Source organism: Delftia sp. 11MD (assembly GCF_050907895.1).
GTDB lineage: Bacteria > Pseudomonadota > Gammaproteobacteria > Burkholderiales > Burkholderiaceae_C > Comamonas > Comamonas tsuruhatensis.
This window is the reverse complement of record NZ_CP194333.1, coordinates 3129191-3144807: the sequence shown is the minus strand read 5'-3', so window position 1 is coordinate 3144807 and position 15617 is coordinate 3129191. Positions and strand designations below refer to the sequence as shown.

Genomic DNA, 15617 nt, shown 5'->3' with positions numbered 1-15617 from the left:
CTTACGGAGACCCCTGAACATGCCACTTGCCATTACCAGCCAGCCCGCAGGACCGCAGTTCGCCATCACGGCCGATGCCCAAATGCCCACCATCACGGTGACTGCCGTCCTGCAGAACGAAGCGCTGCCTGCAGGGAGCACGCCCATCTTCGAATGGTCGGCCACGCTGACGTTCGAAGGCGGCACACCGCCTACCAACACCGCGTATGGAAGTGGCCGAAGCACTGCACACAGCCCTCTGCCACCGCAGACCAGCGCCAGCCCGAGCTGGCGCATCCCGTTCACCGAAGTCCGTGGAGGCCTGCTGACCGTGCAGGTCACGATGCGGGCGGCCGGTGTGGAGCGCCGGGCGCGCGCCACCTGGACCATCGTCGGCACCAATCCCACGAGCACCGCCATCCGTGCCTTTGCCAACAGCATTGGCGCCGACAGGATCGTGTTTCGAAAAAAAATGCGGCAGGAAAGCTCGCTGCAACAATTCCGCACTCCCGGCAATTGGCCGAAATACAGCAGCGATGGCCTGGGTGGCGTGGGCCTGTGCCAACTCACCCGACCGGCACCGACCGCCAATCAGACCTGGAACTGGAAGGACAACGTGCGCGGCGGCTGGAAGCTCTTCCTGGAAAAGGAGGCCTTCGCAAGGGCATATCCTGGCAAGCAGCGCAAGGGCGAGCGGTTCAAAGGTCTGGTCAGAGCCTGGAACCAGGCCCGAACCGCACAAGGATTGCCAGCCATTCCCGTGGAACTGCCGGACTACACGGCCGAGCAGCTCGAACTCGACACCCTGCGCGGCTTCAACGGCTATGCCAACAATCTGCATGAGTACCGCATACGCATGCAAGGCGATCAACTGTGGGTGACGGTCAGCGCCGACGGCAATACGGCCCGCGCCGAATGGGAAAGGATTCCCGCCGCCGAGCGCGGCGCCGTGGGCGATCGCAACTATGTCGACAACGTGCTTGCCCGCGAGGACTTCTAGCCATGCCCTGGAGTGCTACTTCCCGCCGCTTCGCGACGATTGGCGTAATGCTGGCCAGCGCTTTGCTGTCGGTCGCATGCACGCGCAATGCGGATGACAGCCCTGCCGTCTCGTCCGTGCAGGCGAAGCCGGCCAGCTTCGCCTCGTCGAACGACCAGGACCCGTACCGCTATCTCTATACCGTTTACTGCAACGGCACCGTTGATCGCCTGGACCTCGTCCAACGATCCAAAGTGGGCAGTTTCCAGCTGTCCGAGCGCAGCGGCAGCCCCCCTGCCGTTGCGGCGCTTGCACAGCCGGGAGTGCGCCCCGGCGGTTGCCTGGCCCGCTCCGTGGCCACGGACGATGCGCAGGATCGCACTGCCGCAATGGTCCACATCGTTGCCAGCAGCCATGTGGATCCCGATGCCGATGGCCGCAAGCCGTATCAGTTGCTGACATTCGAGCTGCCCCAATGGACACTGCAGCAGACCCGCAACCTGGGCAGCCTGGATGCACCGCCCCGTCTGGCCATCTCCGCCAACGCAAGCCTGACCGTGCAGCCCCGGGACGAGGACCCGGCTGCAGCCATGGCCGCGCAGGTTCAGTCCTGGGCGGGAGCCGATGCGATGACCTGGGCCAATGCCATCGAATGGTCAGCAGGCAATGTGCTGCTGACCTATGCCTTGCCCGATCAGCGCGGCACGGGCGCAGCGCTGGCGCTGCGCACGGATGCGCGCATCGTGCGCCTGGCCGAATTCCGCCATGGCTCCGGCGACATCCCCCCGGACCTGCGTTTGGCGCCGGGCGGCCAGTTCGTGCTGGCCACCATGAAGCGATCCGTCCCCCTTGGCGAGGGCCTCAGCAAGGTCGAAACCACCGGAGAGCTACGGCTGTATGGCGCTGACGGCCGCCAGCTCAGCGTTCTGAACCTGGAAAGCCTGGCAGGCAGCGTGCTTGCACTGAGCCAGTCCGGCAAGCTGGACCTGGACCAACCGCGCACCGACAACGACTGGTTCAACGTGGCCTTGACGCCTGGCGGCCTGGCTGTTTTCACCGACCGGCGCGGCAACTACCAGTTCATCGCGCTGGGGCACACCTTTCGCCCCGATCCCGTCATCGATCCAGCCCTGGATGACGCAGACGGCGCCCGTCCAGGGCTGGTGTACGCAGCCCGATAGCAGCAAAGGCACCTCTCCACCCGATCCACCGCCGGCGCACGCAGGTCCGCCCACCCGGACCTGACGCCCCCGCCCCTTGTCTACATCCAAGCACCGCGAGATCCGACACCATGACACGCAGAGTCACCATCAACACCCCCCTGGCAGACCAGCTGCAGCTGCGCCGGCTGCAGGGGCGCGAGGAAATCAGCCATCTGTTCGCCCTGGAGATCGACCTGCTCAGCGAGGACGACAGCATCGACCCCAAGGCCCTGCTGGGCAAGGGCGCCACCGTGGTGGTGGAGACCCAGGACGGCGGCAAGCGCTACATCGACGGCCTGGTCACTGCCTTTGGCATGCGCGGCCAGGACGAGCACCGCAACTTCCTGTACCGCGCACGCCTGTCGCCCTGGCTGTGGCTGGCCACGCGCCGCAGCGACTTCCGCATCTTCCAGAACAAGACGGTGCCGGACATCATCAACGAGGTCCTGGGCATCTACGGCCACCCCATGCAGCAGCGCCTGACGCGCTCCTACCGCACCTGGGAGTACTGCGTGCAGTACAACGAGACGGACTTCCAGTTCGTCTCGCGCCTCATGGAGCACGAGGGCATCTGCTACTACCACCAGCACAGCGCGGGCCAGCATGTGCTGACATTGGGCGACGATGTCATCGCCTCGCACGACCCGCTGCAGGGCGGTGCCGTCATCCCCTTCCACCCGCCGGGCAAGGCCGCCGTGGCGCGCGAGGAATGCATACACGCCTGGGAACTGCACCAGCGCGTCAAGCCTGGCCGGCACTACAACGACGACTACGACTTCAAGAAGCCCCGCGCCGAGCTGTCCAACATGCGCCGCAACCCGCCCGGCCACGCGCACGACGCCTACGAGATCTACGAATGGCCGGGCGGCTACACCGAGACCGGCGACGGCGAGGACTACATCCGCGTGCGCCTGCAGCAAAGCCTCACGCGCCAGAGCACGGTGCAGGGCCGCTCCAACCACCGCGCCATGGCGCCGGGCTACACCTTCACGCTGGACAACTATCCGCGCGGCGACCAGAACCAGACCTACCTGGTCACGGCGGTCGACTATGCCTTCGAGGAGAACCCGCGCGTCAGCGACGGCGGCAGCGGCGAAGGCTCGGTGCAGAAATTCGTGCTCCAGGCCCAGCCCACCAGCCTTCCCTTCAAGCCCCAGCGCATCACCGCCAAACCACGTACCACGGGCCCGCAGACCGCCGTCGTCGTGGGCCCCGCAGGCGAAGAGATCTGGTGCGACCAGTACGGCCGCGTCAAGGTGCAGTTCCACTGGGACCGCGTCGGCGGCATGAACGAGAACTCCAGCTGCTGGATGCGCGTGGCCACCAGCTGGGCCGGGCCGGGCTTTGGCGCCGTGCACATCCCGCGCATCGGCATGGAAGTCATCGTGGACTTCCTCAACGGGGATCCTGACCACCCCATCGTCATGGGCTGCGTCTACAACGCGGCCAACATGCCGCCCTGGGCACTGCCGGCCAACGCCACGCAATCGGGCATCAAGACCCGGTCGAGCAAGGGCGGCGCCCCGGGCGCGGGCACGAAGAACGGCCAGGGCGACGCCAACGCCATCCGCTTCGAGGACAAGGCTGGGCAAGAGCAGCTTTGGCTGCACGCGCAGAAGGACCAGCTCACCGAAGTCGAGAACGACGAGGACAAATGGGTGGGCAACGACCGGCGCAAGACCATCGACCGGGACGAGACCAACGTCATCCACCGGGACCGCACCGAGACCGTGGACCGCGACGAGACCATCACCGTGCACAACAACCGCACGGAGCGTGTGGACCACAACGAGAAGATCAGCATCGGCGACAACCGCAATGAAGACGTTGGCATCGACGAGAACATCTCCATCGGCAAGAACCGCAGCAAGACCATAGGCCGCAACGAGAAGGACAAGATCGGCAACAACTGGTCGATCAAGGTGGGCAGCTTCAAGACAGAGACCATCGGACTGGCCTACATGCAGAACGTGGGCCTGGCCAAGATGGTGAACATCGGCGCCGCCTACAACGTCAACGTGGGCGCAGCAATGGTGGTGAATGTGGGGCTGAGCCAGAGCACGACGGTGCTCATGAACCGCAGTGTTTCAGTGGGTCAGAACCAGTCCACCAGCGTGGGCAAGAACCGCACCGACGACACGGCCGACAACCATACGGCGACGGTCGGCAAGAACTCCGCCACCACCGTGGGCGAGGTGCAGACGATCACGGTAGGCAAGGAAATGGCCATCACCGTGGGTGACGCCATCGAAATCAAGTGCGGCAAGGCCGTGTTGCGCATGACCAGCGACGGCACCGTGCAGGTCAACGGACAGACGATCTCCATCAGCGGCAGCTCCAAGGTGACCGTTTCCTCCCCTGACAGCCACATCAACCCCGCTTGAAGGAAATCCCATGGCAATCGCACAAAAACGCCTTCCTGCCAAGCCATCCGACGTCGATGAGGCGCAACGCCTGCCGTCCAACGTACAGCTCCTGGCCGGGCAGGTCGTCGAGGTACTGGGGCAAGACCTCTATCTGGTGGCGTACACGCACGATCCCGCACTTTCGGTGCAAGCGCCTGCGGGCGTGCTGCTGCCGGTTCTGGTTCCGGGAGACGAGGTTTTGCTGGCAGTCCAGCCGACGGGGCGTGCCACGATCACCGCAGTGCTCTCACCCGCACCCACGGCGCCATGGGGACAAAGGAGCATCCACCTACAGTCGCAGGACTGCATCACGCTGGCCTGCGGGCAGGCCACGCTGAAACTCACGGCCCAGGGGCTTGCTCGCCTGGTGGCATTAACGATTGAGCAAGATGCGCGGGATCTGCTTGATCTGGACGCGGCCGAAGTCCGCATCAATTGAAGGCTGGCTCAGAGATGGATCTGAACACTTTCAAGACCACTGAGCACATGCGCGGCAAGCGTGTGTCGCCATATGAGGATCAGGTGCCCATGCTCGGGCTCGATGATCAGCGTGTCGAATTCCGGGCGTGCAGTGCCACGTTCACCGCGGAGCACCCAGCTCAGTTGCGGCCGGATCGCAGGCACGACGGTAGTGCCCATGCCCTGCGCGCTCAGGTTCATCCAGGCGATCTTCGTTCCTGGCTGCACCTGCTCGCGCCTGAACTGCATCCGGGGATGGGCGCAATTCCACGCGGCGGGATCAAACGAAGCCGGCATGCGCGTGAGAAGGCCTGGCGATGCGTCAACCTCCTTGCCCGTATAGCTGCCCCAGAGGGCGCGACGCGGCAACCAACTACGGCCTATGCAGCCGAAGCCGGCCGGCGAAACCCGGTCGACTGCAGAGCGAACCGGATCGTCAGGCCATTCGAGCTGATGCATGGGCTCGCCCTCCGGGGGCAGTCCTGCACTGAAGCCTGCTCCGATCGGATTGGCTCCGTGGAATACCTCCGGCTTTTCGGCATCCGCTCCCCCGAAGGCAAGGTTATAGGTAACAGGGACTTTCAAGGCGGGCTCCACCTCCTGTGCCAGGGGCAGCACTCCCAGGCGTCGGCGCCAGACCCGCTTGCCAAAGACTCTTATGACGCGGCTTTCACCGCCCACGGCCAGACCCGCATCGAAGTGGGCAGCGGGCTTGCCACCAGGAGCGTAGGCATAGCCGTTGAACAGCACATCCACCCGAGACTTGAGCGGAGCGATATCGGCCTCGTGGCGTACCACACCCATGGGTCCCTCCGCGCCAAAGAACTCATCGCCGCGAAACACAGGTACTGCATTGCCCTGGGCCACCGCGCGCCCTTCGAAATCCAGCGTGGCCTTGATCACCACGGTGGAGCACAGGGTGCCGTCGGCGCCATGTCCCGGCAGTATTTCCGCAGCAAACGGCGTCAGATTGTCCAGCATCGCTTGGGTTCCTCCTGGGGCGCATTGTCCCCCATGCATTCTCTTTTCGAGGGGGCTGCCAGGCTCTTTTCATCATGACCGTCATCGACCTTCCCATTCCCAGAGCCATCGACATTCCTGTGTCGGCCCAGCCGGCAGTGCGCATGGCCCGGACCCTGGTAACCCAGTACTGGCGCCGCTCCCATTTGCTCCAGCGTCCCGCGTCGCGCCCCGACGCATTTGCCGTGTTCGACGACAGCATCGTGCAGGCGCTGAGCGGCCTGAAGCAGCACCTGATGCACGCACCCGAGCTGGACCATGCCTGCCAGCACGCAATCGAAACAGCTGGCGCTGAAATCCTGGATGAGCCCTCCCGCATCTTCGCGCTGGCCTGCCTGCAAGCCCTGCACCTGCAACGCAAGCACATTCACGATGGGCTGGAGCGAACGCTGGGAGCCCATCTCCAGGCCCAGCCGAACGCGGTATTCAACGCCATGCGGTTTTGCTTCGACAACACCGTCGCCGAATACTTCACCTGGCTGCTCTCCCAGGGACAGCACAGGCAGAGCGCGCCATTGGCACAGTTGCTCCAGCGCCTCGCAATTTCCCGGCCGGCTGTCAGCGACGAATTCGCACAAGCCATCTCTGCATGGACATCCGGTCTGCCGGGCGGCCTGGCGGCCCTGTGTGATTGGCGATGCACCGGGCGTGGCGATGAAACCAAGGCCATCGCAGCCACGCAACAAGACAGCGATGCGCAGGCCGCCTTGCTGGCGCTGGCGCTCATGGGCAGCCGGCAGGAAACGCCTGTGGCACGCACTCTTTTGGCCCGGATGCCGCATTCCACCGTGGCCTTGGCCCTGCTGGCCGCCAGGGATGGACATGCGCTGGCAAGCGCCTTGCGGGAAGGCCGGCATCCCCAAATGCCCTGGGGCCTGCAGGTATATGCGGCCTCACTTGTGGGAGACGTTCCCCTGCTTCGCCAGCTCGCTGCCCATACGGCCTGGGACGACGAAGAGGCATGCCGCACCCTGGCTGACGCCACGGCCCTGCTCACAGGAGAACCCGCCGACATTGCCTTTGACTTGGGTCACGAGGCATCGGGCCGCTCCGCCACCATCGACGCCGCTTTGGCCGCACTTCCTCTGTCAGGGCCGGCCCTGCGTCTCGGACGCCCCCGCACGCAAGTGGTTCTGCAGGAGGCCGTGGCCATGGTAGGCGCGCCCTTGCGCCACCTGCTCTATCTGGAGCACCTCTCACGCGTGGGCGCAGCGCTGTGGATCGAGGCCGACGATCTGGCCGTCGTTCAGGCCCTGGCCTGCAGCACGGCCTCCGTGATCGAACGTGCGGCATTCAACATCGGCAGGGCACAACCATGAACCCTCTCGTCATCGCGGCCACTGGTGCATGCACCCCCATCGGGACCCGGGCCTGGCAGACCGGCTGCGGCTTCTTTGCTCGCCAGTCGAGCTTTACCCGGCAGGCCATTACCGGCCAGGCCGAGCACCGTGCCACCGTATCCCGGGTGCAAGCCATTGATGCAGCCTGCAAAGGAACGGAACGCCTGATCCGGCTCGCAGCCCCTGCCCTGCACGAAGCGTTGCGCGGCCAGCCGGCGCCTGCCGCAGGCTGGCCGCTGCAGCGGCCCATCCCCCTCTTCGTGGCACTGCCCGACTCCTTGCCTGAACTGCCGGGCTGGATAGACGCCGGCCGATTCGCACTGGAGCTTCCCCGCGCACTGGACCTCGCCGCAGAGTTCCTGCCCATCAAGGTCTACCCGGGCGGCGCAGTGGCAGGCGCCGATGCGCTGTCGCAGGCCTATCGTTTCATGCACGACAACCCCTCGGTGCCCGAAGTGATCATCGGCGGAGTGGACAGCTTCGTGGACACGGAGATCGCGGACGTGCTCTACCAGCGTCGCTGGGCCAAGGTCAACGGCGTCTGCGAAGGCTTCATTGCCTCGGAAGGCGCAGCCTTTGTACGGCTGTCCCGCAAGCCGGCCACTGCAGATTTCGTCACGGTCTATCCACCATTCTTTGCAGACGAGCCACGCTCACGCCTGGACAGCGACACCCTGCCCGATGGCCGCGCACTGATCGAGGCCAGCCACGGTGCGCTGAAGGCAGCGCACATGCCGGTCAACGCCCTGCACTCCTATTGGTCCGACATGGATGGCTCGGCATGGCGGGGCGCAGAGCTGGCCAGCCTCTCCGCGGCGCTGGCGTCACAGGGTGGCCTGCCGCAAGCCCAGGACCCGGCAGCATTGCTTGGTCAAATGGGCGCGGCCTGGGCGCCTCTCATGCTCAGCCTGTTCCATGAGATGCGCCAGTGGCTGACGCACCCCGTCATGCCGTCGCCCCTGGCAGGCCACGCAGGCCTGCTCACGGTCACCGGGCTGAACACCCGCGTGGCCGCCTGGAGCGCCACCTGGAATCGCCATACCCGCACGGCAGGAAGATCTTCCGCAGCCGGGCGGCGCCAATCCTCCATTTCCCAAGAGTCCTGAGTCCATCCATGGCCACCTACGTCAACGACCGCCGCGCCATCCACGAAGGCCGCAATCCGGCCATGATTCCTGGCCCGATCAACCCCGTCTTTCCCAAGCCCCAGGGACCACCGGTTCCCATCCTCAACATGGCCCATGGCCCGGGCCTGAAGAACGGCACGGCCACGCTCAAGATCGATGGGCACCCCGTGGCCGTTGCCGGCAGCCGCTTCGAGTCCATACCCGCCACGCCCGACAAGCTCGGTGGTATCGCGGGCGTGCGTTCTGGCGTTGTCGGCGGCGCGGCCGAGCCCACCAGCTACAGCAGCGATACCAAGTTCGAGAGCCGGGGCAGCGTGCGGTCCTTCGACACGACCAAAAGCAACGCCATGGTCATCAATCCTGGCTGGGCCATGCGCCTTGCCATGAAGGCGCTGCCCGGTCCCTATGACCAATTGGCGCAGAAGGTGATCGAAAAGCTGCCGGGCGCCTTCTCCAGCCAGTTGTCGGCCCTTGGAGAAAGCCTGGCCGATCCCAGCGCGCTGATCGGGCCCGCCCTCAAGCTCGTGGGCAAGCTCATTCCCGGCGTCAACCTCGTCGTCGGAGGGGCCGCCATGGCCCAGGCGGCCGAGCAAGTCGCCGAACTCGCCCAGGAAATCCAGGAGCTGCTGACACCGCCCCTGACCGACGAAAAAATCGACCAGATCGCCGAAGTTATCGCCGATGGCGTGGCCGCCATCACCATCGGCTTTGTCCTTGGCAAGATCGCCCAGCGCGCCAAGTCGCGCCGCAACCCCGTGGCACAGCGCACGGACAACAGCGTCAATCCCAACACGCAGGGCAATATCATCGATAACGCCTCCAAGGGAAGCATTGCCACGCCACCGACCTGCGAGCTGGGCACATGCCATCCCGTGATCTTTGCCACAGGCACCAAGATCCTGCGCGACACGGATTTCGAATTGCCCGGCCCCATGGCCCTGACCTGGCAGCGGTACTACCGCTCCAGCGACCGCCGTCCCGGCTGGCTTGGATGGGGATGGAGCACGCCCCTGTCCACCGAACTGGTGCTGGTCCACGATGCGGTGCATTACTACGACGCCCGCGGGCGCCGCATACAGCTGCCCGTGATTGCCGCAGGTACCAGCCACTTCGACCCGCGCGAAAAAATCACCGTCACCCACCACCAGCAAGGCGGCTGGAGCGTTGAAAGCGCCGATGGCACCCGACACCTGTTCGCCCCCCCGGCCACCGGCCAATGGCGTCTGCCACTGGTGCACCTGGTGGACCGCAATGGCAACACCATCAGCCTTCACTACCCGGCCTACACCGCCACAGGCATCGATGGCTGCGCGCCCCGCCCGCTGGGACTGACCGACAGCGCTGGCCGCAAGCTGCGCTTCACCTGGAGCGAAGACCTGGGCCCCTCCGGCCCGCTCCTGCAGGAGATCCACCTGGAATCCCGTGTGATCGACGGCGTGGAACAGGTCGGCGGCCTGCTGGCACGCTATGCCTATGGAACGGATGGCAACGTCCCGGATGACGCCCACGCCAACCTCCAGTCCGCCACGGATGCCATGGGCGGCGTGGCGCACTATCGCTATCGCCAGCACCTGATGGTGGCCTACAGCAGCCGCACCGGCTTCACCTACCACCAGGAATGGAGCCGGCTTGACGCGGGCGGCCGCGTCGTGCGGACCTGGACCGACGAGCCCGGCACGCTGGACACCCGCTTCGACTACGACCTGGGCCGCCGCACCACCCATGTCACCGACGCCCTGGGCCGGCGCAGCAGTTACGAATACAACGCCCGGCATGAGGTCATCGCCATCGTCGAACCCGGGCCGGATGGCCAGCCCGTCCGATCCGAGACGCGCATGGACGCCGCCGGCAACCCGCAACAGGCGCGGGACGCCATGGGCCGCATCACCCGCTGGCAATTCGACGGCCAGGGCAACCTGCTGGCCGTCACGGACGCATCAGGTGCCACCACCCGCCTCAAATACAACCAGCTCAACCTGCCCGAAGAAGTCACCGACGCGCTGGGCCATGTCTGGCGGCAGGCCTACGACGCCCAGGGTAACCTGGTCGAGCGCCTGGACCCGCTTGGCCACGCCACGCGCTGGAAATACGACACGCGCGGCCTGCCCGTCGCCATAGAAGACGCGCTGGGCAAAACCCGCCATCTGCAGTGGGACGAAGCCGGACAGCTCGTGGCCTACACCGACTGCTCGGGCCAGGTCACGCGATATGCGTGGGACATCCTGGGCAACCTCGTGGCCTCCACCGACGCCCTGGGCCAGACCACCCGCTACCTTCACGACGCGCTTGGACGCCTGCGCCGGATGTGGGGCGCCGATGGTTCCGAACATCACTATGCCTACGACCCCCAGAGCAACCTGCTTTCCTACACCGACCCGCAAGGCGCCATCACCCGCTACACCTACAACGGCCTGGACCAGCCCGTGGAGCGCCGCGATGCGCTGGGCGGCACGCTGCGCTACCGCTATGACGCCGTGGGCAGGCTCATCGCCCTGCAGAACGAAAACGGCGCCGTCACCAGCTTCACCTACGACGCCGCAGACAACCTGATCGAGGAAACCGGTTTTGACGGCCGCATACAGCGCTACCGCTACAACGCCGCCAGCGAACTGACCGAACTGCACGAGCGCGATGCCCACCTGCCCCCGGATACGCCCTACGATCCACGGCCCGACGCAGCCCTGCCCAAGCGCACCCTGTTTCGCAGGGATGTGCTGGGCCGCCTTGTCGCCAAGATCCACGTGGGCAGCGACGCGGCAGGTAATGGAGACGGAGGAACCACCACCTATGGCTACGACCTGCTGGGCCGCATGCTGCATGCCAGCAACCCCGATGCGCACGTGCGCTTCGCCTACGACGCTCTATCGCGGCTGGTGGAAGAGACCCAGGTGCACATGGCGCCCAGTGCAGACGAGCAAGCGCTGGCGACCTACAGCTATCGGCACGCCTACGACGCTCTGAGCAACCGCACGGACTGCTGGCTGCCCGGGGGCCGCCACGTCCAATGGCTCTACTACGGCTCGGGCCACCTGCACCAGATCCTCGCCGACGGCCAGGTGGTCAGCGACATCGAACGCGACGCCCTGCACCAGGAAATCGAACGCACCCAAGGCACGCTGACCAGCCGCTATGGCTGGGACCCCATGGGCCGCCTCACCTCCCACAAGGTCAGCCAGCAAGGCGCACTCAAGGGTCAGCCCGGCAAGCCTTCACCCCAGGCCCTCTGGGACCGGGATACTCCCCTGCCCTCTGGCCAGCGCATCGCCCGCCTGTACCAGTACGACCCCACAGGAAACCTCGTCGCCACGCGCGACGGCCTGCGCGGCGACAGCCAGTACCGTTACGACGCCCTGGGCCGCATCCTTGCCGCCCAGAAAAATGCTGCCGGCGGATCGCCCACCTCGGGCCGGAACCTGGAAACCTTCGCATTCGACCCCGCAGGCAATCTGCTCAACCCCAACCGTGGTGGAGACCTCAGCAGCGGCGGCACCAGCAACGAACGCGAACAGGTGCCCACCAACCGGCTCACCGTCTACCAGGACCTGCGCTTCCAGTACGACCTGCACGGCAACATCGTGGAGCGCCGCATAGGGTGGCACACCGTACAGCGCTTTCGCTACAGCGCCGAGCACCAGATGCTCGAATCCACGGTCACGCGCTACCACGACAGGCCCGAACCGAAGATCGCCGGATCGAACACGCAGCCAGAGCCTGCCGCCACCGTCCAGACCACGCGCTACCGCTACGACGCGCTGGGCCGGCGCATCGACAAGCATGATGCCTTCGGGCGCACCACCTTCCTCTACGACGGCGACCTGCTCGCCGGGGAAATCCGTGGCTCACGCCTGAGCGAATACCTCTACGAGCCCGACAGCTTCGTGCCCCTGGCCAAGCTGGAGTCGGAATGGAAGAGCGAGGAAAACCGCAACGCGCAGGCAGAAGCGGACCAAGCCAGCTTCGCCACCTACTACTACCACTGCGACCAGATCGGCGCCCCCCAGGAACTCACCGACGAAGCCGGCCGCATCGTCTGGGCCGCCAGCTACAAGGTCTGGGGCCAGACCCAGCAGCTGCAGTACCTGCGCACCGGCACGGACGATGCGGCGGTGTTCACCCACGACCAGCGCCCGCTGGCCCTGGCCGCCCAGGATGAGGTACAAAGCCTTGCGCTGGTGGAGCAACCGCTACGGTTCCAGGGACAGTACTTTGACGGCGAGACGGGGCTGCACTACAACCGGTTCAGGTACTACGATCCTGTGGTGGGAAGGTTTGTGCATCAGGATCCGATTGGGTTGGAGGGGGGTGATAATTTATTCTTGTATGCACCGAATACTAGTAATTGGAGCGATGCATTAGGACTAGCTCCCAAGAAGAGGTGCGGATGCCGCAGAGATCCATGCGATATTACAAGACACCGCGATCAACCATCACCACGTAGGCCCAAAGACTCGCATCATGTAGTTCAAGACGAATGGGCCAAAAGTCAAGGATACGCCAAATATAATTCAGGTGATGCGCCTTCTATTCTCTTAAATAGAAGTCCAAATCATGCCACAATCACCACGCGACAAAATGCCAGACGCGATGCTCGTGTTGCAGCAGGCAACGGGAAATGGTCAAGCACAATTCGAGAGGAATTTGAATATTCTTCAAAGGATCTTAAAGCTGCTGGAGTCTCGGAAAAATGCCGAAAGAGAGCACTAAAGAAGAGTTATCAGTATTTTGATGAAATTGGAGCATTTTGATTATGAATGATATTATTGAATCTATAAAAAATAGAGTATTAAATCAATATGACCGTGACCCACCCCTAGAAGAAAGAAATATTAATGATATATCCAAAATATTAAACCTGCCTGCAAATTACGTTGAGTGGATGCGCTGGGCCAACGGAGGAGAAGGGCAATTTGGTAGTCTATATTTATCATTTTGGCCAATAGATGAGCTGGAGATTCTAAATAATGATTTTTTGGTTAAAAAATATCTTGGGGATAAGGCCCTGTGTTTTGCCACTAATGGCGGCGGAGTAGGCTATATATTCAAACATCTTCCCAATGATTCTTCCGTCTGGGCTGTGCCTCTTGGTGATTTAGACTGGGCAAGTGCAAAAAAAATAGGTGATGATTTTCTCGATGCATTGCTCAATGCATTAAATCGAAGCGTCACCGAAGATTAGTCATTATGTAAAACTGTTCATATTCACAGCGGTGCATCTATTCGTAGGCAGCTGTGCTTTTCCGGAGGGTTAGACTTGTTTAATAGATCCGCCATACACATGGAACTTCAATACTTCCATAGAGTGGCGCGACAACTGGACAACAATCCACTGTATTTTTCAGTGGGCGCCGCGCATTGATCGCGATATGCATTCGAGCGCACCGCCCCGCGACATAACTGCGACATTCTCACCGGGGAAATCCGTGGCTCACGCCTGAGCGAATACCTCTACGAGCCCGACAGCTTCGTGCCCCTGGCCAAGCTGGAGTCGGAATGGAAGAGCGAAGAAAACCGCAACGCACAGGCAGAAGCGGGCCAATCCAGCTTTGCCACCTACTACTACCACTGCGACCAGATCGGCGCCCCCCAGGAGCTCACCGACGAAGCCGGCCGCATCGTCTGGGCCGCCAGCTACAAGGTCTGGGGCCAGACCCAGCAGTTGCAGTACCTGCGCACCGGCACGGACGATGCAGCGGTGTTCACCCACGACCAGCGCCCGCTGGCCCTGGCCGCCCAGGGTGAGGTACAAAGCCTTGCGCTGGTGGAGCAACCGCTACGGTTCCAGGGACAGTACTTTGACGGCGAGACGGGGCTGCACTACAACCGGTTCAGGTACTACGATCCTGTGGTGGGAAGGTTTGTGCATCAGGATCCGATTGGGTTGTTTGGTGGTGAAAATTTCTATTTATATGGGGTCAATCCAATTGAATGGATTGATCCTGCTGGTCTATCAACCCATCGAAATAGAATGGATCGGGTAGCAGGTAAATCTCCAGATCATCAAACACATCACAAAGTACCACAAGATATTTTTAACAAAAGACCTATTCTCAACTGCATAGACAGACACGCTTTAGAGAATCTTATCAATTTACCCAAGAAAACAGGGCAATTTGGAGGAAAGAAGGGAAAATGGTTTGGAAAATCCACCCACAATACTAATCACAATGACTATTCCGACGCCATATTATCTGCAATAGATAGAGAAATAGCATCATCGGGCGGATGTCCCAAGCAACTCTCAAAAAGAGTAAATGAAATGCAGGATTTCTTACACAAAGAGTTAAAAAAAGGAACGCCAATAATGAAAAGTGAAGGATCTACATTCAAACTTTGGGACGATCTCTTGAAAAAAGGAGGATTCTAATGACGACCATAACTGACTTTCCGGCAGATGTGCAGGAGATTTTAATTTTCATGAGGGATAATAAATTTCTCAGCACTATATATAAAGGCAGTGATAAAAATACAGAGATTGTCACAAATATACATAGAGCCTTAGAAATATATACAGATCAGGATACTAAAAAACCCTATTATTTTTTACAAGAAATATTTTCCTCCGCACAAAAGAAAATTGAAATCCCGCCTCCACCCAATTATTTGGAAAAATTTGCAATACATCGAGATTCGGAAAATTATTACGAAAAAATAATAAATAACAACAAACATCTTATTATGGAATTAGGTATAGATGACGATGACTATGAATTTCTAATGAATATATTTTATGAAGATTTGGTGTTTTGCGCAAAATCCAGATTATTCTCCGAGGAAAAAATAGATTTCTTTGAAAGAGTATTTAAAATATATAAGTCATCGGGATTTCCTTGTGGTTGGAAAGGCAGTAGCAATCCGAACAAAGGTAGTTTTGTGGTTTATTCCAAGAATTAGACTCTTGGCCAATTGAAAATTGATTCGCAAAAAACTGTTTTCAAACGATCATCACCCGTGAAATTTAATTTCATTTGGTTGAAATCACGGAAAACTAGATTTTGCAGAACTCCTCTCAAGAAGCCTGTGCGTACGTAGGCTACCGACAGCCACGACGCACTGGGCCGGCGAATCGACAAGCACGATGCCTTCGGGCGCCCCCCTCCTCTACGCCG

10 protein-coding genes and 1 pseudogene are annotated in these 15617 nt (G+C 61.7%); 10 read left to right on the top strand and 1 reads right to left on the bottom strand.

Annotated elements, in window-relative coordinates:
- Window positions 1-19 precede the first annotated feature (19 nt).
- The 4 genes from ACRSCF_RS14300 to ACRSCF_RS14285 all read left to right on the top strand — a co-directional run bounded on the left by ACRSCF_RS14300 (window position 20) and on the right by ACRSCF_RS14285 (window position 5004).
- Window positions 20-979, top strand: a complete 960-nt coding sequence (locus ACRSCF_RS14300; protein WP_016447000.1) for a hypothetical protein — start codon at window positions 20-22, stop codon at window positions 977-979.
- A 2-nt stretch (window positions 980-981) separates the two neighbouring features.
- Window positions 982-2139: a hypothetical protein gene (locus ACRSCF_RS14295; RefSeq protein WP_244451634.1), complete on the top strand. Its 1158-nt coding sequence runs from the start codon at window positions 982-984 to the stop codon at window positions 2137-2139.
- 110 nt (window positions 2140-2249) lie between these two features.
- Window positions 2250-4544 (top strand): type VI secretion system Vgr family protein, encoded by a 2295-nt coding sequence (locus ACRSCF_RS14290; RefSeq protein ID WP_034367188.1) that lies wholly within the window; start codon window positions 2250-2252, stop codon window positions 4542-4544.
- A gap of 10 nt (window positions 4545-4554) precedes the next feature.
- Window positions 4555-5004 carry a hypothetical protein gene (locus ACRSCF_RS14285; protein ID WP_017405412.1) on the top strand — a complete coding sequence of 150 codons (450 nt, stop codon included), beginning with the start codon at window positions 4555-4557 and terminating at the stop codon, window positions 5002-5004.
- An 8-nt stretch (window positions 5005-5012) separates the two neighbouring features.
- Here ACRSCF_RS14285 and ACRSCF_RS14280 read toward each other — a convergent pair whose 3' ends face one another.
- A complete protein-coding gene (locus ACRSCF_RS14280; RefSeq protein ID WP_034367150.1) occupies window positions 5013-6005 on the bottom strand; it encodes a DUF2169 family type VI secretion system accessory protein in 993 nt (330 codons plus the stop codon).
- A gap of 74 nt (window positions 6006-6079) precedes the next feature.
- On the opposite strand from ACRSCF_RS14280, the gene ACRSCF_RS14275 reads away from it, so the two are divergent.
- The 6 genes and pseudogenes from ACRSCF_RS14275 to ACRSCF_RS14250 all read left to right on the top strand — a co-directional run bounded on the left by ACRSCF_RS14275 (window position 6080) and on the right by ACRSCF_RS14250 (window position 15402).
- Window positions 6080-7363 carry a hypothetical protein gene (locus ACRSCF_RS14275; RefSeq protein ID WP_244451633.1) on the top strand — a complete coding sequence of 428 codons (1284 nt, stop codon included), beginning with the start codon at window positions 6080-6082 and terminating at the stop codon, window positions 7361-7363.
- Window positions 7360-8490, top strand: a complete 1131-nt coding sequence (locus ACRSCF_RS14270; protein WP_034367147.1) for a 3-oxoacyl-ACP synthase — start codon at window positions 7360-7362, stop codon at window positions 8488-8490. The genes ACRSCF_RS14275 and ACRSCF_RS14270 overlap by 4 nt, the downstream gene beginning before the upstream one ends.
- An 8-nt stretch (window positions 8491-8498) precedes the next feature.
- Window positions 8499-13256 (top strand): DUF6531 domain-containing protein, encoded by a 4758-nt coding sequence (locus ACRSCF_RS14265; RefSeq protein ID WP_244451632.1) that lies wholly within the window; start codon window positions 8499-8501, stop codon window positions 13254-13256.
- 2 nt (window positions 13257-13258) lie between these two features.
- Window positions 13259-13687 carry an SMI1/KNR4 family protein gene (locus ACRSCF_RS14260; protein WP_152683584.1) on the top strand — a complete coding sequence of 143 codons (429 nt, stop codon included), beginning with the start codon at window positions 13259-13261 and terminating at the stop codon, window positions 13685-13687.
- A gap of 375 nt (window positions 13688-14062) precedes the next feature.
- Window positions 14063-14875 (top strand): annotated as a pseudogene (locus ACRSCF_RS14255) (RHS repeat domain-containing protein); the annotation flags it as partial.
- Window positions 14875-15402 (top strand): hypothetical protein, encoded by a 528-nt coding sequence (locus ACRSCF_RS14250; protein WP_244451630.1) that lies wholly within the window; start codon window positions 14875-14877, stop codon window positions 15400-15402. The pseudogene ACRSCF_RS14255 and the gene ACRSCF_RS14250, both read left to right, overlap by 1 nt.
- The last annotated feature ends 215 nt before the right edge of the window (window positions 15403-15617 follow it).